General features: G+C 68.5%; 19 protein-coding genes. 11 read left to right on the top strand and 8 right to left on the bottom strand.

Annotated features, from left to right (window positions below; translation table 11 throughout):
- Nucleotides 1-152: 152 nt before the first annotated feature.
- Nucleotides 153-794 (bottom strand): ABC transporter ATP-binding protein, encoded by a 642-nt coding sequence (locus ACEN9Q_RS06425; RefSeq protein ID WP_056450312.1) that lies wholly within the window; start codon nucleotides 792-794, stop codon nucleotides 153-155.
- 160 nt (nucleotides 795-954) lie between these two features.
- Here ACEN9Q_RS06425 and egtD point away from each other — a divergent pair, with 160 nt between their 5' ends.
- From egtD to ACEN9Q_RS06450, 5 genes are read left to right on the top strand one after another with little or no spacing between them, the layout of a single operon-like run.
- Nucleotides 955-1,920 carry an L-histidine N(alpha)-methyltransferase gene (gene egtD / locus ACEN9Q_RS06430; RefSeq protein ID WP_495627735.1) on the top strand — a complete coding sequence of 322 codons (966 nt, stop codon included), beginning with the start codon at nucleotides 955-957 and terminating at the stop codon, nucleotides 1,918-1,920.
- A 10-nt stretch (nucleotides 1,921-1,930) separates the two neighbouring features.
- Nucleotides 1,931-3,154 carry an ergothioneine biosynthesis protein EgtB gene (gene egtB, locus ACEN9Q_RS06435; RefSeq protein ID WP_495627736.1) on the top strand — a complete coding sequence of 408 codons (1,224 nt, stop codon included), beginning with the start codon at nucleotides 1,931-1,933 and terminating at the stop codon, nucleotides 3,152-3,154.
- Entirely contained in the window at nucleotides 3,151-4,080 is a 930-nt protein-coding gene (locus tag ACEN9Q_RS06440) for a YihY/virulence factor BrkB family protein (RefSeq protein WP_056450319.1), read from the top strand. The genes egtB and ACEN9Q_RS06440 overlap by 4 nt, the downstream gene beginning before the upstream one ends.
- On the top strand, nucleotides 4,080-5,060 hold the full coding sequence (locus ACEN9Q_RS06445) for a glycosyltransferase family protein (RefSeq protein WP_495627737.1): 981 nt from the start codon (nucleotides 4,080-4,082) through the stop codon (nucleotides 5,058-5,060). Before ACEN9Q_RS06440 ends, ACEN9Q_RS06445 begins: the two co-directional genes overlap by 1 nt.
- Nucleotides 5,024-5,302 (top strand): hypothetical protein, encoded by a 279-nt coding sequence (locus tag ACEN9Q_RS06450; RefSeq protein WP_495627738.1) that lies wholly within the window; start codon nucleotides 5,024-5,026, stop codon nucleotides 5,300-5,302. Before ACEN9Q_RS06445 ends, ACEN9Q_RS06450 begins: the two co-directional genes overlap by 37 nt.
- 243 nt (nucleotides 5,303-5,545) lie before the next feature.
- Here ACEN9Q_RS06450 and leuA read toward each other — a convergent pair whose 3' ends face one another.
- Complete coding sequence (gene leuA / locus ACEN9Q_RS06455) at nucleotides 5,546-7,234, bottom strand: 2-isopropylmalate synthase (RefSeq protein WP_495627739.1); 1,689 nt, start codon at nucleotides 7,232-7,234, stop codon at nucleotides 5,546-5,548.
- Between the two features lie 509 nt (nucleotides 7,235-7,743).
- On the opposite strand from leuA, the gene ACEN9Q_RS06460 reads away from it, so the two are divergent.
- Nucleotides 7,744-8,388 carry a DUF1906 domain-containing protein gene (locus ACEN9Q_RS06460; protein WP_495627740.1) on the top strand — a complete coding sequence of 215 codons (645 nt, stop codon included), beginning with the start codon at nucleotides 7,744-7,746 and terminating at the stop codon, nucleotides 8,386-8,388.
- Here the strand turns inward: ACEN9Q_RS06460 and selD are convergent.
- Nucleotides 8,385-9,440 (bottom strand): selenide, water dikinase SelD, encoded by a 1,056-nt coding sequence (selD, locus tag ACEN9Q_RS06465; protein WP_495627741.1) that lies wholly within the window; start codon nucleotides 9,438-9,440, stop codon nucleotides 8,385-8,387. The two genes, ACEN9Q_RS06460 and selD, sit on opposite strands and share 4 nt — an antisense overlap.
- A gap of 20 nt (nucleotides 9,441-9,460) precedes the next feature.
- Complete coding sequence (gene senB, locus ACEN9Q_RS06470) at nucleotides 9,461-10,435, bottom strand: selenoneine biosynthesis selenosugar synthase SenB (protein WP_495627742.1); 975 nt, start codon at nucleotides 10,433-10,435, stop codon at nucleotides 9,461-9,463.
- 64 nt (nucleotides 10,436-10,499) lie between these two features.
- Here senB and senA point away from each other — a divergent pair, with 64 nt between their 5' ends.
- Entirely contained in the window at nucleotides 10,500-11,714 is a 1,215-nt protein-coding gene (gene senA / locus ACEN9Q_RS06475; protein WP_495627743.1) for a selenoneine synthase SenA, read from the top strand.
- Nucleotides 11,715-11,885: 171 nt separating this feature from the next.
- Here senA and ACEN9Q_RS06480 read toward each other — a convergent pair whose 3' ends face one another.
- Both ACEN9Q_RS06480 and ACEN9Q_RS06485 read right to left on the bottom strand, forming a co-directional pair.
- Nucleotides 11,886-13,457, bottom strand: coding sequence for a DEAD/DEAH box helicase (locus ACEN9Q_RS06480; protein ID WP_495627744.1), 1,572 nt, complete (start codon nucleotides 13,455-13,457; stop codon nucleotides 11,886-11,888).
- A gap of 408 nt (nucleotides 13,458-13,865) precedes the next feature.
- Complete coding sequence (locus tag ACEN9Q_RS06485; RefSeq protein ID WP_495627745.1) at nucleotides 13,866-15,233, bottom strand: transglycosylase SLT domain-containing protein; 1,368 nt, start codon at nucleotides 15,231-15,233, stop codon at nucleotides 13,866-13,868.
- Between the two features lie 439 nt (nucleotides 15,234-15,672).
- On the opposite strand from ACEN9Q_RS06485, the gene ACEN9Q_RS06490 reads away from it, so the two are divergent.
- Complete coding sequence (locus tag ACEN9Q_RS06490) at nucleotides 15,673-16,242, top strand: DUF1415 domain-containing protein (protein ID WP_495627746.1); 570 nt, start codon at nucleotides 15,673-15,675, stop codon at nucleotides 16,240-16,242.
- Nucleotides 16,223-16,438 carry a DUF1289 domain-containing protein gene (locus ACEN9Q_RS06495; protein ID WP_495627747.1) on the top strand — a complete coding sequence of 72 codons (216 nt, stop codon included), beginning with the start codon at nucleotides 16,223-16,225 and terminating at the stop codon, nucleotides 16,436-16,438. Before ACEN9Q_RS06490 ends, ACEN9Q_RS06495 begins: the two co-directional genes overlap by 20 nt.
- Before the next feature lie 127 nt (nucleotides 16,439-16,565).
- On the opposite strand, the gene ACEN9Q_RS06500 is transcribed toward ACEN9Q_RS06495, so the two are convergent.
- Entirely contained in the window at nucleotides 16,566-17,072 is a 507-nt protein-coding gene (locus ACEN9Q_RS06500; protein ID WP_495627748.1) for a DUF1993 domain-containing protein, read from the bottom strand.
- A 241-nt stretch (nucleotides 17,073-17,313) separates the two neighbouring features.
- On the opposite strand from ACEN9Q_RS06500, the gene ACEN9Q_RS06505 reads away from it, so the two are divergent.
- Together ACEN9Q_RS06505 and ACEN9Q_RS06510 are read left to right on the top strand one after the other, a co-directional pair.
- Nucleotides 17,314-20,484, top strand: coding sequence for a bifunctional diguanylate cyclase/phosphodiesterase (locus tag ACEN9Q_RS06505; protein ID WP_495627749.1), 3,171 nt, complete (start codon nucleotides 17,314-17,316; stop codon nucleotides 20,482-20,484).
- Nucleotides 20,453-22,780: a xanthine dehydrogenase family protein molybdopterin-binding subunit gene (locus tag ACEN9Q_RS06510; RefSeq protein ID WP_495627750.1), complete on the top strand. Its 2,328-nt coding sequence runs from the start codon at nucleotides 20,453-20,455 to the stop codon at nucleotides 22,778-22,780. Before ACEN9Q_RS06505 ends, ACEN9Q_RS06510 begins: the two co-directional genes overlap by 32 nt.
- A 58-nt stretch (nucleotides 22,781-22,838) precedes the next feature.
- Here the strand turns inward: ACEN9Q_RS06510 and ACEN9Q_RS06515 are convergent, their stop codons facing one another.
- Nucleotides 22,839-23,267: a thioredoxin family protein gene (locus tag ACEN9Q_RS06515; protein WP_495627751.1), complete on the bottom strand. Its 429-nt coding sequence runs from the start codon at nucleotides 23,265-23,267 to the stop codon at nucleotides 22,839-22,841.
- Nucleotides 23,268-23,325 lie beyond the last annotated feature (58 nt).

The raw sequence follows: 23,325 nt of genomic DNA on the forward strand, positions 1-23,325 counted from the left end.
TTGCCCCGTCCGAATGGAATCCAGCCCGACCGTTTCGTTTTGCTGACTTATGCCTGGTGGGTTTGTTGGAATGCTACTACGGAGTTGACAAATCCGACGCACTGTTCATGACTAAAACGCTATAACACGCATCTTTCTTGCGGGAACTTACGTTATTTCAAGCCGGAACGCGTCAAAACGAAGGTGCGGTCGGCCATGGCGGCCGCCGCGTGCGAATGGGTGACCATGATCGCGCCCGCGCCGCTGGCCTTGATCTCGGCGCGCAGCAGGCGCAGGATGCCGTCGGCCGTTTCGGGGTCGAGGTTGCCGGTCGGCTCGTCCGCCAGCAGCAGGGCGGGGCGGTGCACGAGGGCGCGCGCGATGGCCACCCGCTGCAGCTCGCCGCCCGACAACTGGCGCGGGAAGTCGGCGCCGCGCCCGGCCAGGCCGACCGCGTCCAGCATCTGCATGGCGCGCGCCGGGTCCGGACTGCCGTTCAACAGCAGCGGCAGCGCGACGTTCTGTGCGAGCGTCAGGTGCGGCAGCACGTGGAAGGCCTGGAAGATGAACCCCATGCGCGTGCGCCGCAGCCGCGTGGCGGCGTCGTCGTCCAGCGCGGTCATGGGCGTGCCGTCGACGCGGACCTCGCCGCCGTCCGGCGTGTCGAGCCCGGCGATCAGGTTCAGCAGCGTGGACTTGCCCACCCCCGATTCGCCCATGATCGCGACGAACTCGCCCGGTTCGAAGCGGTGCGAGAGGGCCGCCAGCACGGTGCGGCCGCCATAGGATTTGCTGAGGTTGACGAGTTCGAGCATGGATCGCCGTGTTGGCAAAACCGCTACTCTAGCACGCGCGGGCGGCGGCCCGTTCAGTCGTCACGCATGCGCGTGCGGAATCCCGGAATCGCGTATCATGGCCGGAACGGCAACATTCCAGCCGGCCGCGCGGTGCGGCCGCACCACCGAGGACGCCCCGATGCTGAACGCCACATCGCCCGCAGTGCCCGCAGCAAACGATGGATTGCATGTACCCGCCGAACTGGACGAGAGCTTGCGCGCCCGCCAGGCCTGGATCTCGCCCAAATTCCTGTACGATCCGCTCGGCTCGAAACTGTTCGAGGCGATCTGCGAACTGCCCGAGTACTATCCCACGCGGACGGAAGCCGGCATCTTCGACCTGCACGGCGCCGAGATCGCGCGCACGGTCGGCACGGGCGCCACCCTGATCGACCTCGGCGCCGGCAATTGCGCCAAGGCCGCGGGCCTGTTCCCGCTGCTGCAGCCGCGCCAGTACGTCCCCGTCGACATCTCCGCTGAATTCCTGCACGACGCCGTGGAGCGCCTGCACCAGCGCTTCCGCCACATCGAGATGCGGCCGCTCGGCATGGATTTCTCGGCCAGCCTGGAACTGCCCGACGTCGTGCGCGAGGAACGCCGCCTGTTCTTCTATCCCGGTTCGTCGATCGGCAATTTCACGCCGGAGGAGGCCCACGATTTCCTGCAGCGCGTGCACGCGCAGTGCGGGCGCGACGGCGGCCTGCTGATCGGCGTCGACCTCGCCAAGGACCACGCCGTGCTGGACGCCGCCTACGACGACGCGCTGGGCGTGACGGCCGCGTTCAACCTCAACGTGCTGCGCCACGTGAACCGCCTGCTCGACGCCGACTTCGACATCCGCCAGTGGCGCCACCGCGGCTTCTACAACCCGGCCCAGGGCCGCGTCGAGATGCACCTGGAAGCGCGCAGCGCGCAGCAGGTGACGTGGCGCGGCGGCAGCCGCCGGTTCGCGGCGGGCGAGTCGATCCACACCGAGAACAGCTACAAGTACCGCCAGAGCGACGCCGTCGGCATGCTCGGCCAGGCCGGCTTCGCGGCCACGCGCGTCTGGACCGACCCGCGCCAGTGGTTCGCCGTGATCTACGCGCGCGCCCTGTCGCACTGAAGGAGCGGACATGGGGGCCTCCGAACACGACCTGTCCACCACGTTCGCCCATGTGCGGCAACGCTCGCTGCACCTGGCCGAACCGCTGACGCCCGAGGACTGCTGCGCGCAATCGATGCCGGACGCCAGCCCCGTCAAATGGCACCTCGCGCACACGACGTGGTTCTTCGAGACCTTCATCCTCGAGCCGCGCGAACCCGGATTCCGCGCGCACGACCCGGCCTTCCGCGTGCTGTTCAATTCGTACTACAACGGCGTCGGCGCGAAGCACCCGCGGGCGCAGCGCGGCCTGCTGACGCGGCCGGCGCTGGCCGAGGTGCTGGCCTACCGCAGCGCCGTCGACGCCCGCATGCAGCGCCTGCTGGCGTCCGCGCGCGGCGACGGCGCGCTCGCGGCGCTGGTGGAACTGGGCCTGCAGCACGAGCAGCAGCACCAGGAACTGATCCTCACGGACGTCAAGCACCTGCTGTCGACGAACCCCTTGTACCCGCCCTATGTCGATTCGCCGCTGCCCGCATCCGGCCCCGTCGAGCCGCTGGCCTGGATCGACTTCGACGGCGGCCTGGCCGAGATCGGCCACGCCGGACCGGGCTTCGCCTTCGACAACGAATGCCCGCGCCACCGCCAGTACCTGGCGCCGTTCGCGCTGGCGTCGCGCCTCGTGACGAACGGCGAATACCTCGAATTCGTCGAGGCGGGCGGCTACCGCGATCCGTCGCTGTGGCTGTCGGACGGCTGGGACCAGGTCGCGAACGGGACGATCGCCGCGCCGCTGTACTGGGTGAACGACGACGGGCGCCGGCGCGAATTCACGCTGCACGGCCTGCAACCGCTGGACCCGGCGCGGCCCGTCACGCACGTGTCGCTGTACGAGGCCGACGCGTACGCGCGCTGGCGCGGCGCGCGCCTGCCCACCGAAGCGGAATGGGAATTCGCGGCGCGCGACGCGGCGCTGACCTGCGGCGACCTGCATCCGCGCGCGGCCGGCAGTCCGGGCCTCGCGCAGATGTTCGGCGAATGCTGGCAGTGGACGGCCAGCAGCTACGCGCCGTATCCCGGCTTCACCCCGGCCGCGGGCGCGATCGGCGAGTACAACGGCAAGTTCATGGTGAACCAGTACGTGTTGCGCGGCGCGTCGTGCGCGACGCCGCACGGCCATGCGCGCGCCAGCTACCGCAATTTCTTCCCGGCCGGCGCGCGCTGGCAGTTCAGCGGCATCAGGCTGGCGCGATGAAGCCCGCGCACGGTCTGCGCCTGCGCGTGCTGAACCGGCGCGCCAATGCGTGGATCGTCGCGCATCCGCTCGATTTCGTCCTGCAATGCATGCGCGCATTCCGCGCCAACCAGGGCCTGCTGCTGGCGGGCGCCGTCGCCTATTACGCGCTGCTGTCGATCGTGCCGTTCCTGATGCTGGTGGTCGTCGTGCTGTCGCACTTCATCGACCAGGTCGACCTGCTGCTCACCCTGCGCCGCTACCTCGAATTGATCGTGCCCGGGCAATCCGGCCCGATGGTGGAAGAGGTCGCGCACTTCCTCGACACGCGCGACCTGATCACGTGGGTGCTTGGCTTCACGATGCTGTTCTTCAGCTCCCTCGCGTTCACCGTGCTGGAAAACGCGATGAGCGTGATCTTCGTGCACCGCGTGGCCGTGCGCCGCCGCCACTTCCTCGTGTCGGCCGTGCTCCCGTACTGCTACATCCTCGCCCTGGGCTTCGGCGTGATGATCGTGACGCTCGTCGCCGGGACCCTGCAGGTGATCGGCTCGGAGAGCGTGGAACTGTTCGGCCACACGTGGTCGCTGCACGGCGTGTCGGGCGCGCTGCTGTACCTGCTCGGGCTCGCGGGCGAGATCCTCGTGCTCACGTCGATCTACCTCGTGATGCCGGTGGGGCGGCTGTCGCTGTCGCATGCGCTGGTCGGCGGCGTGACGGCGGCGCTGCTGTGGGAAATCGCGCGCCACGTGCTCGTGTGGTACTTCACCACGCTGTCCAAGGTGAACGTCGTGTACGGCTCGATGAGCACCGCGATCGTCGTCATGTTCAGCCTCGAGATCGCGGCCAGCCTGCTGCTGTTCGGCGCCCAGGTGATCGCCGAGTACGAGCGCGTGGGGCAGAAGGGGCAGGGCGCCGCGCCTCAGCCGTTGCGCACGGCGCCGTAATGGCCAATATCGTATTCTGCTGGGAGCTCGGCGCCGCCCTGGGCCACGCCGGCCGCCTGAAAGCCCTCGCGCAGCCGCTGCGCGCGCGCGGGCACGCGATCGCCTTCGTGCTGCGCGACCTCGTGCACACGCGCCGCCTGCTGGCCGACGTCGACGTTCCGGTCTACCAGGCGCCTCTGTGGCTGCACCGCGTGGACGGCCTGCCGCCCGGCGAGGCCAGCCTGGCCGACCTGCTGCTCGCGTGCGGCTGGCTCGATGCGGACGCGATGGCCGGCCTCGTCGACGGCTGGCGCCATCTGCTGCGCGCGCTCGGCGCCCACCTCGTCGTGGGCGACTACGCGCCGGCCGCGCTGCTGGCCGCGCGCAGCCTGGGCATCCCGTGCGCCGCCGTCGGTCCCGGGTTCCAGATTCCGCCGGCCGAGCGTCCGCTGCCGCCGCTGCGCGACTGGGAAGCGGTGCCGCAGGCACGCATGGCGGCCACCGAGGCGCGCGTGCTGGCCACGGCCAACGCAGTGCTCGCGCGCCACGGCGCCGCGCCCTACGCCTGCGCGGCCGACCTGCTGCGCGGCGACCTGCCCCTGCTGTGCACATGGCCCGAACTCGATCCGTGGGGACGCGGCGAGAACGACGCGCGCTGGTTCGGCCCGACGATCGCCGGCCCCGGCACGCATCCGCCGGCGTGGCCGGACGGCGCGGGGCCGCGCGTGTTCGCCTACCTGCGCAGGCCGCATCCGGAACATGGCGCGATGCTGGCCGCGCTGGCGCGCGCTGGCGCGCGCTGGCGCGCGCGGGCTGCCGCACGCTGTGCTACCTGCCCGAGGTCGCGGCCGGCGTCGCGCCGCCGTTCACGCATCCGCTCGTGGCGTGGGCCGGCACACCGGTGGCGCTGGGCGCCGCGTTGCCCGCATCCGCGTTCGCGATCTGCCACGCGGGCGAGTCGACCGTGTCGCAGGCATTGCTGGCGGGCGTGCCCGTCTTGACGCTGCCGCGGACGGCCGAAGCGTTCCTGACGGCGCGCCGTGCACGCCAACTGGGCGTCGGCATCAACATCAACGAGATGGCGCGGCCGCTCGACTGGGACGGCATCGTGCGCCGCATGCTGGACGACGAGGATCAGCGCGTCGCGGCGCGCGCGTTCGCGCTGCGCCACGCCGGCTTTGACGCGGACCGCCAGGCGCAGGCGGTCGCCGACGAGCTGGAGGGGCTGCTTTGGCGCACATAGGATGGGCGCGGCCGGCGCAGGTACGTCGCGGCCAGTCGTCGGCGTCGATGTCGTGTGCGGACCGGTGGCGGCGCGTATCACCGCGTGGGCGGGGCCGCCCACCCTACGCAACGCCGGCATGAAAAAAGCGCGGCCGGCCCGTGAAGGCCGCCGCGCCGTGCGCGCAGGTGACGCCGATCAGGCGACGCGTCGTTCGCCCGGGACGTAGGGTGGGCACCTCGTGCCCACCAGACCGCACCGCACTCAGGCCGCGCGCTGTTCGCCCTGTTCCGCGCTGAGCGCCAGCTGGCGGTTCACGGCGGACAGCACGGCCTTGAACGACGCGGTGACGATATTGCTGTCGATGGCGGCGCCGAACAGGGTCGGGCCGTTCGCGAGGCGCAGCTCGACGTAGCAGGCGGCGCGCGCGTCGGCGCCGGAGCCGATCGAGTGCTCGTGGTAGTCCATCAGGCGGATGTCCAGGCCGAGCGCGTTGACGAAGGCGTCGATCGGACCGTTGCCGCTGCCCTGGTGCGGTTCCGTCACGCGGTTGTGCTGCACGGTCGTGTCGATCTGCACGCGCTCCTCGCCCTCGCTGTTCTCGACCAGGCGGTGCGAGACGTAGCGGTAGGCGGCGTTGTCCTGGTTGAAGTACTCGCGGTCGAACAGCGCGTGGATGTCGGCGGCGGCCACTTCGCGGCCGGTGGCGTCGGCATGCTTCTGCACGACGCGCGAGAACTCGATCTGCAGGCGGCGCGGCAATTCGAGGCCGTATTCCTGTTCGAGCAGGTAGGCCATGCCGCCCTTGCCGGACTGGCTGTTCACGCGGATCACGGCATCGTAGCTGCGGCCCAGGTCGGCCGGGTCGATCGGCAGATACGGCACTTCCCAGATGGCGTCGGCCTGCTGCTTGGCGAAGCCCTTCTTGATCGCGTCCTGGTGCGAACCGGAGAATGCGGTGAACACGAGGTCGCCGACGTACGGGTGGCGCGGGTGCACGGGGATCTGGTTGCATTCCTCGACCAGCTGGCGGACGCTGTCGATGTCCGAGAAGTCCAGGCCCGGGTGCACGCCCTGCGTGTAGAGGTTCAATGCCAGGGTGACCAGGTCGACGTTGCCGGTGCGCTCGCCGTTGCCGAACAGGCAGCCTTCGACGCGGTCGGCGCCGGCCATCACGGCCAGTTCGGCGGCGGCGACGGCCGTGCCGCGGTCATTGTGCGGGTGCACGCTGATCACGAGGTGCTCGCGCTGGTTCAGGTTACGGCACATCCACTCGATCTGGTCGGCGTAGACGTTCGGCGTCGCCGCTTCCACGGTCGACGGCAGGTTGACGATCACCTTGTTGTCGGCGCTCGGCTGCCACACGTCGACGACGGCGTCGACGATGCGCTTGGAGAAATCGAGTTCCGTCGTCGAGAACGATTCCGGCGAATACTCGAGGCCCCATTTCGTGTCCGGATGCTGCGCGACCAGTTCCTTGACCAGCTTCGTGCCGTTCACGGCGATCTGCAGGATCTCGTCCTGGTTCATGCCGAACACGACGCGGCGGAACACGGGCGCGACGGAATTGTAGACGTGGATGATGGCCTGCTTCGCGCCGACGCACGATTCGACGGTGCGGCGGATCAGCTCATCGCGGGCCTGCGTGAGGACGATGATGGTGACGTCGTCCGGAATGCGCTTTTCCTCGACCAGCATGCGCACGAAGTCGAAGTCGGTCTGCGACGCGGACGGGAAACCCACCTCGATTTCCTTCACGCCGATCTGCACGAGCTTTTCGAAGAAGCGCAGTTTCTTTTCCGGGCTCATCGGCTCGATCAGCGCCTGGTTGCCGTCGCGCAGGTCGGTGCTCATCCAGACCGGCGGCTTGTCGATGATGCGGTTCGGCCATTGGCGGTTGTCCAACGGGACGGCGGGGAAGGGGCGGTATTTGGCGGCGGGATTGGTCAACATGGCGGTGGCTCCTGATTTCAAATGCTGGTGAATGTGTCGTTTCTATCGTTGTGGCGGGAGGCTGCCGGACGGGCCACGGGACGCTGGGCCCGGCAACCGATCGGTAGTTTCAGCAGCGAAGGAAACAGCACACGCGCGCCGGCAGACGACAGGAAGGCTCCGGCGAAAAGGGCAGACAGCGTGAATGGGATAGTGGCAAACATCGGTACAACTTTCCTTGGGCTACGAATCCGGCAAGCTTGGCCGGGCGGGACAACGGCGATTTACGCGCGTAGTAGCAGGGCTGCCAGCGTTAGCGCGCCGGCAAGCGATAGGGAAGTCGACAGAGGCAGAGGGGAGAACATTTCTCCACTCTAAGTGAATTTTGTTTGGCGTGTCAAGCGTTTCCTGTGTTGTCGTTTGGCTACCACGGTTGCGCCCGTTTTGCGACAAGCGGTTTTTGCGAACAATCAATTGCTCTAGGACAGTCGAGTGGCACAGTACGCCCTTCTTGTCGCCACGGAGGCCCTATGCCGGCACTGAAAGGTCTGGACACGACGCTGGAACTGACGCGCCACGCGGCGGCGCTCAAGGCGCAAGGTTACGATTTCGCGCTGCGCTATTACAGCTGGAACGCGGCCAAGAACCTGTCGCTCGGGGAGGCGCGGGCGCTGTCGCAGGCGGGACTCGCCATCGGCGTCGTGTGGGAAACGAGCGGCACCCGCGCCGGCTACTTTTCCCGCGCCCAGGGTCTCGCCGACGGCGCGGCGGCGTTCCGGATGGCGCGCGACGTCATTGGCCAGCCGTTCGGCTCCGCGATCTATTTCGCGGTCGACTACGATCCCACGCAGGCCGACCTCGATGGCGCAATCAGTAACTATTTCACGGGCGTGCATGCCGCGCTGTACGTGGCGGCGGAAGGCCAGCCGTCGTACCGGGTGGGCGTGTACGGCTCGGGCCTGTGCTGCGGCACGCTGGTCGAGGGCGGGGCGGCGAGCCTGTCCTGGCTGTCGCAGTCGACCGCGTTCGCCGGCTCGCGCCAGTACGCGGAACAGAAGCGCTACGACATCATCCAGCTGCTGCCCGCGCGCATACTCGGCGCGGACGGGATCGTGCTGGACGTCGATCCGGACGCCACGCATCCGGACCGCGACGGCGGCTTGTTCACGGTTTAGCCGACGACCACCCGCGGCGCGCCCGCTTCCATCGACCCGATGACGGCGGCGGCGCCGAAGCCTTCGCGGCGGAACAAGGCCAGCACCTCGTCGACGCTGCCCGGATCGCACGCGACGAGCAGGCCGCCCGACGTCTGCGGGTCGGTCAGCAGCACGCGCTGCGTGTCGGTGATCGCGCCGCCGAGCAGCACGTCGTGGCCGTACGCATCCCAGTTGCGGCCGGACGCGCCGGTGAAATAACCCGCCTGGGCCAGCGCCTCGACGCCCGGCAGCAGCGGAATGTTCGCCATGTCGAGCTTCGCCGTCAGCGTCGCGCCGCGCGCCAGTTCGAGCAGGTGGCCCAGGAGGCCGAAGCCCGTCACGTCCGTCAGCGCGTGCACGCCCGCCAGTTCCGACAAGGCCTTGCCCGGCTTGTTCAGCTTCGTCGTGTTCGCGACCATGGCGGCATAGCCGTCCGCGTCCAGCTGGTCCTTCTTGAGTGCCGCCGACAGCACGCCGACGCCCAGCGGCTTGCCGAGGACGAGCACGTCGCCCGCGCGCGCATCGGCATTGCGCTTGACCTTCGACGGGTGCACGAGGCCCAGCACGACGAGGCCGTAGATCGGCTCGACGGAATCGATGGTGTGGCCGCCCGCGATGGGGATGCCCGCTTCCGCGCAGATCGATTCGCCGCCCTGGATGATCTTGCCGATGGTCTCCAGCGGCAGTTTATTGATCGGCATGCCGACGAGGGCCAGGGCCATGATCGGCGTGCCGCCCATCGCGTACACGTCCGAGATCGCGTTGGTGGCGGCGATGCGGCCGAAGTCGAACGGATCGTCGACGATGGGCATGAAGAAGTCGGTCGTCGCGATCAGCGCCTGTTCGTCGTTCAGCTTGTAGACGGCCGCGTCGTCGGCGGTCTCGATGCCGACCATGAGCTCTTTCGGTACCGGGAAGCCGCTCGACTTCTTGAGGATCTCGGACAGCACGCCCGGCGCGATCTTGCAGCCGCAGCCACCGCCGTGGGAGAACGAGGTCAGTTTGATGGGTTGGTCGGCGGAAGTGTTCATACCTGTGCTCATGGTTGTGCTTATGGGTGCTTGCGTTCGTCGGAGAGCAGATTATCCACCAAGTCGAGCAGGCGCGCTCGCTCCGCCGCGGGGGCGAACAGCGCCGCGCGCGCCGCGCACTGGCGGCGCAGGCGCTCGACGAAGCGCGCATCGGCCACGCTGCGTTCGATGAGCGCGGCCAGCGCGGGCGCGTCGCCGGGCGCGAACAGGCCCGCGTAATCCTCGCCCAGCATGCCGACGTTGCCGGCGATGCTTGATGCCAGCACGGGCACGCCGCTCGTCACCGCTTCGATGATCACGTTGGCGCCGCCCTCCATGCGCGAGGCGATCACCATCGCGTGGCAGCGGCGCAGCCGGCGCCGCGTCGCCATGTGGGGCAGGGCGCCGAGCCAGCGGTAGGCCGGCGTGGCCTGTTCCGTCTCCCGCGCGCGCCGGCCCAGTTCCGGATCGAGCGCGGCGCCGATGTGCAGCAGGCGCACGCCGGGCGTGCGGACCAGGCGCGCCGCGTCCATGAACGTCCGCGGGTCTTTTTCGGCGCGCAGGTGGCCGATCATCGCGACGTCGAACGGCAGGTGCGGCCGGGCGGGAGCCAGGCGCGGGGCCGACTGGTAGATCACGTGGGCCTTGGGACGCAAGGCTTGCGGCAGCTCGTCCAGGCCGCGCGGCTGCAGCACGACGACGGCGCGCGCGCGGTCGAGCGACGCGCGCGCGGCGGCGTCGACGTGGATGTCGCGGTAGAGGTCCGTCCCCGTCATGACGAGCAGCGCCGGGCGGTCCGGATGGGCGTCCGTGAATGCCGCCAGCGCGGCGGCGGAGCGGCGCGCGTGCAGGGCGATCAGCAGGTCCGGGACGTCGTCCGGCGGTTGCCACCCCGGGCCGACCGTGACGCGATAGTCGCGCGCCAGGTGGCGCCGCCAGCGGCTGGCGGTCTGCCAGTTGCCGTTGTTGTCGCGCGCGGACGCGGGGCTGACGATGTGGATGCGGGCACGGGCCATCGGGGCGGAATCGGAGTCGAATTGGGGTCGGAAGCGGGAAGCGGGATTGGTCGTACAATGATGCATGACCGTCAATCAAGCATCGTTCCGCCACGCGGGACCCAGGGAGCTGGCCGTCGCGCTGCAGGATGCGCGGCATTATACGCTCGCGCTGTTCGAAGCCCTCGCCGTCGCCGGCTACGATGACGCCGCACGTGTGCCGCGCCTGCCGATCGTGAATCCGCCGCTGTGGGAACTGGGCCATACGGCCTGGTTCGCCGAATGGTTCGTGCTGCGCGGCGCGCTGGACAGCCGGCCGGGCGCGGCCGACGGGCACTCGCTGCTGGCGCGCGGGGACGACTGGTTCGATTCCGGCACGGTCCCGCACGCCGCGCGCTGGACCCTCGACCTGCCGCCGCCGGGCGCCGTCAAAACGTATTGCCACGAAGTCCTCGACCGCATCCTCGACCGCCTCGCGCACGAGGCCGACGACGATCTTGCCCTGTACCCGTACCGCCTCGCGCTGGCGCACGAAGACATGCATGGGGAGGCGTTCATGTATTCCTTGCAGACGCTGCAGTCGCGCGGCGCGCCCGCGCCAAACGGGCCGCTGGCGCCGCGGGTGCAGTCGGTGGTGGCGGGCGGCGCGGGCGAGATCGCATTCGCCGGCGGCAGTTTCATGCGCGGCGGCGACCAGTCGTCCGGCTTCGTGTTCGACAACGAGAAAAACGCCGCGCTGGTCAAGGTGGCGCCGTTCGCCATCGACGCCTCGCTCGTCAGCACGGCCGCGTTCCTCGATTTCGTGCACGACGGCGGCTACGAGCGGCCGCAGTACTGGACCGACGCCGGCCGCGCCTGGCTCATGACGCAGGAGCGTTCCGCGCCGCGCTACTGGGCGCGCGAGGGCGAGGACTGGCATACGGTGCGCTTCGGCCGTCCGGTGGCGCTGGACCTCGCGGAACCCGTGCGCCACGTGAACCTGTACGAAGCGCAGGCCTGGTGCGCCTGGGCCGGCCGTCGCCTGCCGACGGAAGACGAGTGGGAATACGCGGCGGCGGCTCGCCAGCCGGGCTTCGCGTGGGGACAGTTGTGGGAATGGACGGCATCCGTCTTCCTGCCGTTCGCCGGCTTCGAGGCTGACCGTTACCGCGATTACTCGGCCCCGTGGTTCGGCACGCGCCAGACCTTGCGCGGCGCATCGTTCGCCACGCCGGCGCGGCTGCGCTCGCCGCATTTCCGGAATTTCTACACGCCGGAGCGGGACGACATCTTTGCCGGATTCCGCAGCTGCGCGTTATAACGCTGCGCACAAAAACGTCGTCCCCGCGAAGGCGGGGACCCAAGTACTGCGCGCGTTAACGAAACGCTGGCAACATTGGGTCCCCGCCTGCGCGGGGACGACGAGGGAGTGCTTACGGTGTCACGCGATCTGCGATCAGTGATCAGCGGTCGCCGATCACTGAACGTGCGATCAGCGATCGCCGAACGTGCGGCGGGCCGAGTCGGCCGAGCGCGGGTGCGCGCCGAAGCCGCTGCGTTCGCGGCGCGGGGCGCCTTCGCTGCGGAAGCCGCCGCCGCCTTCGCGACGCTGGCCGTCGGCAGCGAAACCGCCCGGGCGCGGCGCGCCTCCGCGGCGCTGGCCTTCATAGCCGCCTTCACGACGCGGCGCGTCGGCACGATAACCGGCGCGCGGTGCGTCGCCGCGGTAGCCGCCTTCACGCTGGCCGCCCGGCTGCTCGCCGCCCGGCTTGTGGAAGCTGCGCTGGCCCGGCTTGCCGGCGTTGCGGCCGTCGCCCGGCTTCCAGCCCGGACGTGCGCCCGATCGCGGTGCCGCCGAACGCTTCGGCTCGAAACCTTCGACCACGTCGACCGGGATGGTCTGCTTGGTGAAGCGTTCGATGCGGCGCACGTTCATGCTTTCCGCGTGGTTCACGAGCGAGACTGCGGTGCCGTTGCGGCCGGCGCGGCCCGTGCGGCCGATGCGGTGCACGTAGTCTTCCGGGAACTTCGGCAGGTCGTAGTTCACCACGTGGGTGATCGACGGCACGTCGATGCCGCGCGCGGCGACGTCGGTCGCGACGAGCACGCGCACCTGGCCACGGCGCATGCTGTCCAGCGTGCGGTTGCGGGCACCCTGGTGCATGTCGCCGTGCAGCGCGGCGGCGGCGAAGCCGGCGATGTTCAGGCGGTCGGCGATCATGTCGGCGTCGCGCTTGGTGGCGGTGAACACGACGGCCTGGTCCATGGTTTCGTCGCGCAGCAGGTGGTCGAGCAGGCGGTTCTTGTGCGACAGGTCGTCGACAAAGTGGACCTTCTGCACGATGTTCTCGTGGCGATTGGTCGCGCTCATGATCTGGATCACTTGCGGGTTCTTCGTGATGCGGCGCGCCATGTTGCCGACGACGCCATCCAGCGTGGCCGAGAACAGCATGGTCTGGCGCGAATCCGGCGTCGCGGCGACGATCTTCTCGATGTCTTCGATGAAGCCCATGTCCAGCATGCGGTCGGCTTCGTCCAGGACGAGGATCTCGAGCTGCGAGAAGTCGATCTTGCCCGACTCCATGTGGTCGATCAGGCGGCCCGGGGTCGCGACGAGGATTTCCGGATTCTTGGCCAGCAGTTGCATCTGCTTCGGATACGGCATGCCGCCCAGGATCGACACGGCGCGGATGCGGCGCATGTGTGCGGTGTACTGCTCGGTCGCGTTGGTCACCTGCAGGGCCAGTTCGCGGGTCGGGGTCAGGACCAGCATTTTCGGCTGGGCCGCCTTAAAACGGACGCGTTCGCCACGGGCGCGCGTCGATTGCGCTTCCTGCGCCGGCGTGCGGGCTGCGGGAGCGGGTTCGATGTTGGCGAACTTGTTCAGGGCGGGCAGCATGAATGCCGCCGTCTTGCCCGAACCGGTTTGCGACGAGACCAGCAGATCGCGGCCCGCGATAGCTGCCGGCACTGCCTGCTCCTGCACCGGGGTCGGCTTTTCGTAGCCGGCCTGTGCAACTGCTTTGACGATGGACGCGTGTAAGCCTAGTGCTTCAAAACTCATGTGTACTTTACTTTCGGTATGGATCAGTGAGCGTCCACGCTATTCGAGCGGAACGCGAAATAGCAACGCGAGCCAACAATACGAAATGACTCTGAAACGAAAGAAATTTCGGCACAAAAGCTTTGCGCCGGGATGGTGCCTGTTTCGGCACGCAGGGCGGGAGGGCTTTATGAAAGGACATCCGTCGTGGATGCCTGGGCTTGCGATGCTGCGGTTTTACTACTTGACGACTTCGGTGAACTGCCGCGGCGACTATCGCAAACGCGGTTATTGCAGCGCACAAACGACACTATACCGTACTTTTGAAGAGCGTGCACGGCACGCGTCGAGATGTGCGCGGGAAGACGGGTCGTGGACCCGTCGCGTGGTCGAAATGATACGACTGGCCGGCGCGCCGGCCGCGGCGCCTCAGCGGCGCTTGCGGCCGTTGGCGTTGACGGCCGGCCTGGAACCGCGCGACACGCGGCTCTTGATCTCGGCCACCGCGTGCGCGGCGCTGGCCCGGATGCGTTGCGCGCCGCTCAACCTGTGGCCGCTGCGGCGCGATTCGCCGCGGTCGGCTTCCAGCACCATCGAGGCGTTCTCGACGATGCTCTCGGCGATGTCGTTGCCGGCCGTGGCGCTCGTCTTGGGCACGAGGATGGTCGAGCCGGCCTTGAGACGCATCTGCGGCGGGATGTTGTTGGCCTGGCGGATCACTTCCGGCGTCGTGCCCAGCTTGGCGGCAAGCGAGGCGATGCTTTCGCGGGCCGACGTGATCTTGTGCGTGGTCCAGGTCGACAGCGCGCGGCCCCATTGCGCCAGGTTCAGGTTGAACTTCTCGGCGTTTTCCTTGGGCAGCAGGATCTTGGTCGATTCGCCCGTGATCACGGGCTTCTTGAACTGTGGATTCAGGGCCTTGAATTCGTCGACCGACATCTCGGCCAGTTGGGCGGCCACGGCCAGGTCGATGTCGGACGTCTTGTCGACGGCCACGAAATACGGCGTGTTGTCGATCGTCGGCAGCACGACGCCGTACTGGGCCGGATTGGCGATGATGTTCTTGACGGCCTGCAGCTTCGGCACGTAGTTGCGCGTTTCCGCCGGCATCAGTTCGGACAGGCTCTCGAAGTCGGTCGGCTTGCCCAGCGCGCGGTTCTTCTGGATCGCCTTCTGCACATTGCCTTCGCCCCAGTTATATGCGGCCAGGGCCAGTTGCCAGTCGCCGAACATCGTGTACAGGCGCTGCAGATAGGTGAGGGCGGCGTCGGTGGAGGCGAGCACGCCGCGGCGCTCGTCCTTGAACATGTTCTGCTTCAGGTTGAAGTCGCGGCCCGTGCCCGGCACGAATTGCCAGATGCCGGCCGCGTCGGCGTTCGACAGCGCTTGCGGATTGAACGCGGATTCGATCACGGGCAGCAGGGCCAGTTCCGTCGGCATGCCGCGCTTTTCGAGTTCCTGCACGACGTGGTACAGGTACAGCGAGGCGCGGCTGGAGGTGCGGGTCAGGTAGTCGGGACGGCTGGCGTACCACTGGATGTGCTTGGCGACGAGCGCGTCGTCGATGTCGGGAATGGCATAGCCGCTGCGGATGCGGGCCCACAGGTCGGGGTCCTTGTAGTCGTCGGACTTGGACAGGGTCGGCGCTTGCGGCGTGACGGCCTTGGCCATCGCGGCGGCGCTGCCGCTGCTGCTCTGGGCGATCGGGCTCGGGGCGCTGTCGGCGGCGTGACCGAGCGCGGGTCCCAGCAGGAGCGCGACGGTCAGGGCGTAAGTGGAGCGAGTCGTTTCGTTCATAGCTTTCCAGTGTTGCGTCCAGGAACGGCAGGACTGACGAATGAAGGCGAAGTGTACGGACCAGTTACCGAGTCAGTCAAGAAATATGTCGGCGCGGTTACAAAAAACCTTGTCTATTCTTTTTGCTAATTCCGGCCTTCGCTGAGACGGATTTTGCGGGAGTATCGTTCCGGCTGAGTAGAGTTTGACTGACGGATATCAAGTGATTTTGCCTATACCCCCTGGGGTATGGTGAGATGGCGCCGGCCGGACCCGCGCGTCCGGCGGGCGCATATTGTCAAATTTGTACCTGGACTAAACCAACCGGCGGGTAATACCACCTGCGCCGGCCCTGCCTGCCAAGGTAGCCCGACGTGCCGGGCGTTCTATGAGAGGACGCAAAGTCCGCGTACAATTGCCGTCTCCGCATCATGCGGTTTGTATTTTTTGAAAGCTTCACATGAGCATTGCCAACGAGAACGTGGATGACGACGCGATCGTCGCCGCCACCCGGCGCTGGGTCGACCGCGCCGTCATCGGCCTGAACCTGTGCCCGTTCGCCAAGGCGGTGCAAGTCAAGGACCAGGTCCGCTACGTCGTGTCGCATGCGCGCACGCCCGAGTCCCTGCTGGATGCGCTGATGGACGAGTTGCAGCTGCTGGCCGACGCGGATCCGGAGCAGGTCGACACGACCCTGCTGATCCACCCGTACGTCCTCCAGGATTTCCTCGATTTCAACGAATTCCTCGACGTGGCCGATGCCGCCGTCGAAGACCTGAGCCTGGACGGCGAGCTGCAGATCGCCAGCTTCCATCCGGACTACCAGTTCGCGGACACGGACCCGAACGACATCGAGAACTTTACGAACCGCTCGCCGTACCCGGTCCTGCAACTGCTGCGCGAAGACAGCATCGACCGCGCGGTGGAAGCGATTCCGGACGCGTCCGAGATCTTCGAGAAGAATATCGACACCATGGAAAAGCTCGGCCATGAAGGCTGGGACAAGCTCGATGTCGGCCCCGTCCGTTGATGCCGCGGGGGCACCGCTCCCGCCGCGTCCGGACACGCCCTGCGTCGCCGTCTGCTCGACCACGTTCGACGACGTCTGCCGCGGCTGCGGCCGCACCGTCGTCGAGGTGGCCCATTGGGTCTCGATGACGGCGGAGCAGAAGGAAGCCGTGTGGCAGCGCATCCTCGCGCAGGGCTATCCGCGCCGCAACACCTGACCCTTGTTGGTTGGGTGGGCACCCTGTGCCCACGCGCAATGCCGCCGTACCGCGCACGTCACGCGCAATGCCGACACAACGGATGGGTCATGCGCGGGCACGGGGTGCCCGCCCTACTCGCCCGATATTAGAAGGACCCGACGAAATCCCGCTTGCCGATGTCCAGCCCGTTATGGCGCAGGATGTCGTACGCCGTCGCGGCGTGGAAATAGAAGTTGGGCAGCGCGTAGTGCAATAAATAGACCTCGCCCTTGAACTGGCGCTGATTGGCGCCCGTGCCGATCGTCACGTCGCGGTCGCCGCCCGCGTCCACCGCCTCGCGCGCCACCGTGTCGAGGAATGCCAGCGTCTTTTCCAGGCGCGCCTGCAGGCCCGCGAAATCGTGCTCGACGTCGTCGTAGCGCGGCACCTCGACGCCCGCCAGGCGCGCCGCCGCGCCCTTGGCGAAATCCGTCGTCAGCTGCACCTGGCGCAGGAGCGGGAACATGTCCGGGAACAGGCGCGCCTGCAGCAGGGCGTCCGGGTCCAGTTTTTTCGCGTCCACGTGCGCCTCGGCCTTCGTCAGGATGGCCGCCAGGCTGCCCAGGATCTGGCGGAATACGGGCACCGAGGCCGTGTACAGGGAAATGGTCATCGTCGACTCCTTCATGAAGAAAGAATCCGATGATAGCAAGCCTGCATCGAAGCCGCTGGCCGCCCCCCGAAATCCCGGCGTGGCGGGTTGGTAACGGTTACCGCTATCACCTGCGGCGGACGCCAAAAAATCGTGACGTGCGGCAATTGTTCCGTGCATAATCAAAAAAAAGATTACCTTATTGATTTGCCACAATAGTTGTCGTGCCGGCCACAAACCGGGCGGCAGCGCTCCCACCGCCATGGCCTTCCTTCCCCGAGTCGCCCTGTCCGCGCTGCCGTCGCGCCTCGCCCGGCTGTACGGTCGTTCGCTGTACGCCGCACTGCTCGTGATGGTGTTCGGCGGCCTCGCGGTGCCGGCCGTCGTGGGCGGCTACCTGCTGATCGGCGTGCAGGAGCGGCAGGCCGCCCGCCGCGAGCTGGACGACACCCTGCAGCGCAATGCCGACATCCTCGCGCTCGGCATGCAGGAATCGCTGTGGAACATGAATGTGGACGCGGCCCGCTCGCTCGTCGATTCGCTGATGCGCGACCCGGCCGTCGTGCGCGTGCACGTGAGCGCCCAGGCCGAGGGCGATTTCATCGACCGCCGCGCCGCCGCCGCGCCCGGCGGCAACGTATTGCGTGCCGAGCGCGATGTCGTCGTGCACGGCCAGGCGATCGGCCACGTGGCCGTCGAGATGGACGACAGCCGCAGCCAGGAATCCCTGCGCGCCAAGCAGGTGCGCTATGCGCTCGTGCTGGCCGTCCAGCTGGTCGTGTCGCTGCTGTTGATCCTGATCCTGCTGCGCCGGCGCCTGCTGGCCCCGCTGGGCACGCTGATGAGTTTTTCCGACCGCCTGTCGCGCGGCAAATTCGATGCGCCGCTGGAGTTGTCCACGAACGACGAGCTGGGCCGGCTCGGCGCCCAGCTGGAGCGCATGCGCATCGCGATCGGCGACCTGTTCCAGGACATCGGCCGGCGCGAGGAGCGCTTCCGCACCATCGTCACGCAGGTGCCGGGCGCCGTGTTCCGTGCCCGTCCGGGCGGGCTGATCGACTTCGTCAGCGACGCCATCGAAGACATTTCCGGCCACCCGGCGAGCCAGTTCATCGGCGCCCACACCGACCGCTGGGCCGACGTGATCTGCCCGGAAGACCGCAAGATGCAGCGGCACCTGGTCAAGGAGGCCGTGGTGGCCGTGCGGTCGTACGAGATCGAGTACCGCATCATCGACGCCGCCGGCATCGAACGCTGGGTGCTGGAAAGCGGCCAGCCGGTCGGATTCGACGGCAACGCCGCGTTCTGGATCGACGGAATCATCTCCGACATCAGCGAGCGCAAATACAACGAGATGCGCATCGAGGCGCTGCTGGCCGAGCAGGGCGCGGTGCTGGACAACGTCATGTTCGGCATCCTGTACGTGCGCGAGCGGCGCGTCGTGTCGACCAACAGCCGTTTCGACGAATTGTTCGGCTATGCCGAGGGCGAACTGGTGGGCGATCCGATCGCGGTGCTGTTCCCCACCGTCGAGGACTACGAGCAGGGCCTCGGCGCGGCCAATCCGGTCCTCGCGCGCGGCGGCGACTTCAGCGCCGACCGCCAGTTCCGGCGCCGCGACGGCAGCCTGTTCTGGTGCGCCGTGAGCGGCCGCGCGCTCGATCCGGAGCGGCCGGACGAAGGCAGCATCTGGGTCTATGCCGACATCACGGAGCGGCGCCAGGCCGAGGAAAAGCTGCGCCTGTCGGCCACCGTGCTGGAACACATCGCCGACGGCGTGATGGTGATCGACGTGCACGGCCGTATCGCCGCCACGAATCCCGCCTTCACCCAGATCACCGGCTTTACGGAGAGCGAAGCCGTCGGCACGTATTCGAACCTCACGCGCATGACCGGCGCCGACGCCGGGTTCCACGAAGCGCTGTGGGCCGACCTGGCGGAGACGGGGTTCTGGCGCGGCGAAATCCGCAACCTGCGCAAGAACGGCGAAGCCTACCTGGAGTGGCTGACCGTGTCGGCCGTGCGCGGCGACCACGACGCCGTCACGCACTACGTCTGCGTGTTTTCCGACATCACCAAGGCCAAGGAATCGCAGGACAAGCTGGACCACCTGGCGCACCACGACCCGCTCACGGGCCTGCCGAACCGCCTGCTGTTCCACGACCGCCTGCAGCACGCGATGGTGCGCACGGCGCGCGCCAACCGCCAGCTCGCCGTGATGTTCATCGACCTCGATCGCTTCAAGACCGTCAACGACACGCTCGGCCACCACGTCGGCGACGAACTCCTGAAGCAGGTCGCGGGCCTGCTGGCCGGCTGCCTGCGCGACGGCGACACGCTGGCGCGCCTGGGCGGCGACGAATTCATCGTGCTGCTCGAGGACATCGACGGCGCGCACGGCGCGCGCCAGGTCGCGGAAAAGCTGATGCAGCTGTTCGAGCGGCCAGTGCTCGTGTCGGGCTACGAGCTGTTCGTCACGGGCAGCGTGGGCATCAGCCTGTTCCCGCACGACGCCGTCGACATGAACGTGTTGATCAGGAATGCCGACGTGGCGATGTACCAGGCCAAGGCGCGCGGGCGCAACGGCTACCAGTTGTACGCGCCGTCGATGGACGGCGACGGCGCCGAGCGCCTGCGCATGGAGGGCCTGCTGCGGCGCGCGATCGAGCGCGGCGAGATCTGCCTGCATTACCAGCCGCAGGTCGAGATCGACACGGGCCGCCTGATCGGCGCCGAAGCGCTGGTGCGCTGGCACAGCGCCGAACTTGGCCACGTGCCGCCCGTGCGCTTCATTCCGCTCGCGGAGGACATCGGCTTCATCGGCCAGCTGGGCGCCTGGGTGCTGGAAGAGGCCTGCCGCCAGGTGGTGGCGTGGGAAACGGCCGGACTGTACGTGCCCAAGATCGCGGTGAACCTGTCGGGACGCCAGTTCGACCGCGGCAGCGTGGCGCCGCAGGTCGCGCGCGCGCTGGCCGACACGGGCCTCGCGCCGCAGCGGCTGCAGCTCGAGGTGACGGAATCCGTGATCATGAATACGGGAGACGCCCTCGAGTACATCAACGACCTGCATGCGCTCGGCGTGGAGCTGGCGATCGACGATTTCGGCACCGGCTATTCGTCGCTCGCCTACCTCAAGCAGCTGCCGGTGCAGACGTTGAAGATCGACCGCAGCTTCATCCAGGACATCGCCGCGGGCAAGGATGGCTGCGGGGACGACGAGGCGATCGCCGTCGCCATCGTCCAGCTGGGGAAAAGCATGGACCTGGCCGTGATCGCGGAAGGCGTGGAGACCGTCGAACAGGCCGCGTTCCTGCTGCGCCAGGGCTGCCGGCGCGCGCAGGGCTATCTGTACGGCCGGCCGATGGCGGCGGATGAATTGCTGGATACATGGAGGACAGACGATGCGGGACACGGACGCACCAGGTTCGGATAAGGAAGACGGTGGACGCGTACGCGGCGTACGCAAGGCGCGCCGGCGCTTCCTGCTCGGCGGCCTGGCCGCGGGCACGGCGCTCGTCGTGGGCTGGGGCGTCGCGCCGCCGCGCCAGCGCCTGCGCGCGACGGCCGCCGCCGCCGTGCACGATGCCGGCACCGTCGTCCTGAACGGCTGGGTCGCCATTGCGCCCGACGGCACGGTCGACGTCGTCGTGCCGCGCAGCGAGATGGGGCAGGGCGTCCATACGGCGCTGCCCGTGCTGCTGGCCGAGGAGCTGGACGCGCCTCTGGCCTCCGTGCGCGTGGTGCAGGCGCCCATCGACAAGATCTTCGCCAACCTCACGGTGCTGCGCGACACCCTGCCGTTCCACCCGGACGATGCCGGCGCCCTGCCGCAGGGCGCGCGCTGGATCGCGGGCAAGGTGGCGCGCGAGCTGGGCATCATGTTCACGGGCGGCTCGACGAGCGTGAGGGATGCATGGCCGACGATGCGCACGGCGGGCGCCGTCGCCCGCGCGATGCTGGTGCGCGCCGCCGCCGAGCAGTGGGGCGCGCAGGCCAGCACGCTGGCCACGCGCGACGGCATGGTGGTGCATCCGGACGGACGGCATGCGCCCTACGGCCTGCTGGCGAAACGGGCGGCCGCGCTGGGCGCCGACATCGGGCCGGACGACGTGCGCCTCAAGACGCCCGCGCAATATCGCCTGATCGGCAAGCCGCTGCCGCGACGCGACACGCCGTCGAAAGTGAACGGCCAGGCCGTCTTCGGCATCGACGTGCGCCCGGAAGGCCTGCTGTACGCGGCGCTGCGCATGGCGCCCGTGCTGGGGGCGGGCGTCGCCGGCTTCGACGCCGGCAAGGTCGCGGCGCTGCCGGGCGTGGTGACAGTCGTCGACGTGTCGTCCGTGCTGGCGCCGTTTTCCGGCGCCGGCGCCGGGGTCGCGGTCGTGGCCAAGGGGTGGTGGCAGGCGAAACAGGCGGCACAGGCGCTGCCCGTGCAATGGACCGCGAGTCCGCACGCGGCGCTGTCGGGCGAGTCGGTGTTCGCCGGGTTCGCGCGGGCGCTCGACGAAGAGTCGGGTTATGCCTATTTCGAATCCGGCAGCCAGGACGGGCCGGACCTGGCGGGCGCGCGCACCGTGCATGCCGAATACCGCGCACCGTTCCTCGCGCATGCGACGATGGAACCGCAGAACTGCACGGCGCAGGTCCTGAACGGCAAGGTGAAATTGTGGTCGCCCACGCAGGTGCCGAGCATCGCCGTGGACATCGCGGCGAACGTCGCCGGCGTCGCCCGTGACGACGTGGCCATCGAGGTGACGATGCTGGGCGGCGGCTTCGGCCGGCGCCTGGAGACGGATATGGTCGCGCAGGCCGTCGCCGTGGCGATGCAGACCCGCGGCCGCCCCGTGCAACTGGTGTGGACGCGCGAGGACGACGTCGGCCACGACGTGTACCGCCCGGCCGCGCTGGCCCGCTACACGGCCCGCGTGGGCACGGACGGCAAGGTGCTCGCATGGGACAGCAAGCTGGCCAGCGGCGCCATCGGCCATCAGTACTTTCCGCGCAACCTCGGCCTGCCCGGCGTCGGTCCGGACAAGACGACGGCCGAGGGCGAGTACGACATGCAGTATGCGATCGCCAACCGGCGCTGCCGCCACGTCGCGGTCGACAGTGCGGTGCCGGTCGGGTACTGGCGCTCGGTCGGCCATTCGCACAACGCGTTCTTCAAGGAGAGCTTCGCTGACGAACTGGCGCATGCGGCGGGCCAGGACCCGGCCGCATGGCGGCGCGCGCTGCTGCGCGATCACCCGCGCCATCTCGCGGTCATGGACGCCGCGCTCGCGCGCGCCGGCACGCCGCCCGCGGGGCGAGCGCACGGCCTCGCCGTGCACCAGTCGTTCGGCACGGTCGTCGCGCAGGTGGCGGAAGTGTCGGTGGAGGGACGGGAGATCCGCGTGCACCGCGTCGTGTGCGCCGTCGATTGCGGCCTCGCGGTGAATCCGAACATCGTGGCGCAGCAGGTGGAGTCGAGCGTCGTGTTCGGCCTGTCGGCCGCGCTGGCGGGCGAGATCACGTTCGCGGGCGGACAGCCGCAGCAATCGAATTTCGGCGATTATCCCGTGCTGCGGATGGCGCAGGCGCCCGCGGTCGAGACGATCATCATGCCGAGCGCGGCGCCGCCGGAAGGCATGGGCGAACCGGCCGTGCCGCCCGTCGCGCCGGCGGTGGCGAATGCCGTGTTCAAGTTGACGGGGCAGCGCTTGCGGAGCTTGCCGCTGCGGTTGGCGTAACGCGATTGTGGCATGTCGGCGTCATGCGTGGGCGCGGGGCGCCCACCCTACGTGTTTCCTATTCGGCTGTGCCCGCCAGCAGGGCGCGCAGATTGCACTCGCGCTGCCACGCCTGCCGTTCCGGCGTGGACCTGGCCTGGCGCGCCAGTTCATCGGCGCTGAGCCCGGCCTGCGCCTGGATCAGGCGGTCGGCCACGCCCGCATCCGGCAGCATCGTGCCGAAGAACGCGACGGCGTCGCCGCGCTGCAGGAGCAGGGTCGGGAAGTTGTCGACGTCGAGGTCGCCGACGACGTCGGCCCTGTCTTCCACGTCGATCCACACGAAGGTCTTGTCCGGATGGCGCGTGGCCAGGCCGTCGAACGCGGTGCGGTAGGACGAGCAGGTGCCGCACCACGCGGCGCACAGGCAGGCGACGATCCAGCCGTCGCCATGGACGGCGGCGGCGACCTGGTCGCGGGTATCGGGCTCGAGGGTGAGGCTGGACATGGGCGGGATTTTACAACGGTTCCGCGCTTTTGGCCGGCCGGGCCGCCGGGTTACAATA

The organism is Massilia sp. Masssp93 (assembly GCF_059491295.1).

Excerpts from the sequence above, each read along its gene's own strand:
- ACEN9Q_RS06500 (WP_495627748.1), bottom strand. The coding sequence starts at position 17,072 with ATGACCATTTCCCTGTACACGGCCTCGGTGCCCGTATTCCGCCAGATC.
- selD (WP_495627741.1), bottom strand. The coding sequence starts at position 9,440 with ATGAACACTTCCGCCGACCAACCCATCAAACTGACCTCGTTCTCCCAC.
- ACEN9Q_RS06425 (WP_056450312.1), bottom strand. The coding sequence starts at position 794 with ATGCTCGAACTCGTCAACCTCAGCAAATCCTATGGCGGCCGCACCGTG.
- ACEN9Q_RS06490 (WP_495627746.1), top strand. The coding sequence starts at position 15,673 with ATGAGCATTGCCAACGAGAACGTGGATGACGACGCGATCGTCGCCGCC.
- egtB (WP_495627736.1), top strand. The coding sequence starts at position 1,931 with ATGGGGGCCTCCGAACACGACCTGTCCACCACGTTCGCCCATGTGCGG.
- senA (WP_495627743.1), top strand. The coding sequence starts at position 10,500 with ATGACCGTCAATCAAGCATCGTTCCGCCACGCGGGACCCAGGGAGCTG.
- senB (WP_495627742.1), bottom strand. The coding sequence starts at position 10,435 with ATGGCCCGTGCCCGCATCCACATCGTCAGCCCCGCGTCCGCGCGCGAC.
- ACEN9Q_RS06445 (WP_495627737.1), top strand. The coding sequence starts at position 4,080 with ATGGCCAATATCGTATTCTGCTGGGAGCTCGGCGCCGCCCTGGGCCAC.
- ACEN9Q_RS06495 (WP_495627747.1), top strand. The coding sequence starts at position 16,223 with ATGTCGGCCCCGTCCGTTGATGCCGCGGGGGCACCGCTCCCGCCGCGT.
- ACEN9Q_RS06460 (WP_495627740.1), top strand. The coding sequence starts at position 7,744 with ATGCCGGCACTGAAAGGTCTGGACACGACGCTGGAACTGACGCGCCAC.
- leuA (WP_495627739.1), bottom strand. The coding sequence starts at position 7,234 with ATGTTGACCAATCCCGCCGCCAAATACCGCCCCTTCCCCGCCGTCCCG.
- ACEN9Q_RS06440 (WP_056450319.1), top strand. The coding sequence starts at position 3,151 with ATGAAGCCCGCGCACGGTCTGCGCCTGCGCGTGCTGAACCGGCGCGCC.
- ACEN9Q_RS06515 (WP_495627751.1), bottom strand. The coding sequence starts at position 23,267 with ATGTCCAGCCTCACCCTCGAGCCCGATACCCGCGACCAGGTCGCCGCC.
- ACEN9Q_RS06485 (WP_495627745.1), bottom strand. The coding sequence starts at position 15,233 with ATGAACGAAACGACTCGCTCCACTTACGCCCTGACCGTCGCGCTCCTG.
- ACEN9Q_RS06505 (WP_495627749.1), top strand. The coding sequence starts at position 17,314 with ATGGCCTTCCTTCCCCGAGTCGCCCTGTCCGCGCTGCCGTCGCGCCTC.
- ACEN9Q_RS06480 (WP_495627744.1), bottom strand. The coding sequence starts at position 13,457 with ATGAGTTTTGAAGCACTAGGCTTACACGCGTCCATCGTCAAAGCAGTT.
- egtD (WP_495627735.1), top strand. The coding sequence starts at position 955 with ATGCTGAACGCCACATCGCCCGCAGTGCCCGCAGCAAACGATGGATTG.
- ACEN9Q_RS06510 (WP_495627750.1), top strand. The coding sequence starts at position 20,453 with ATGCGGGACACGGACGCACCAGGTTCGGATAAGGAAGACGGTGGACGC.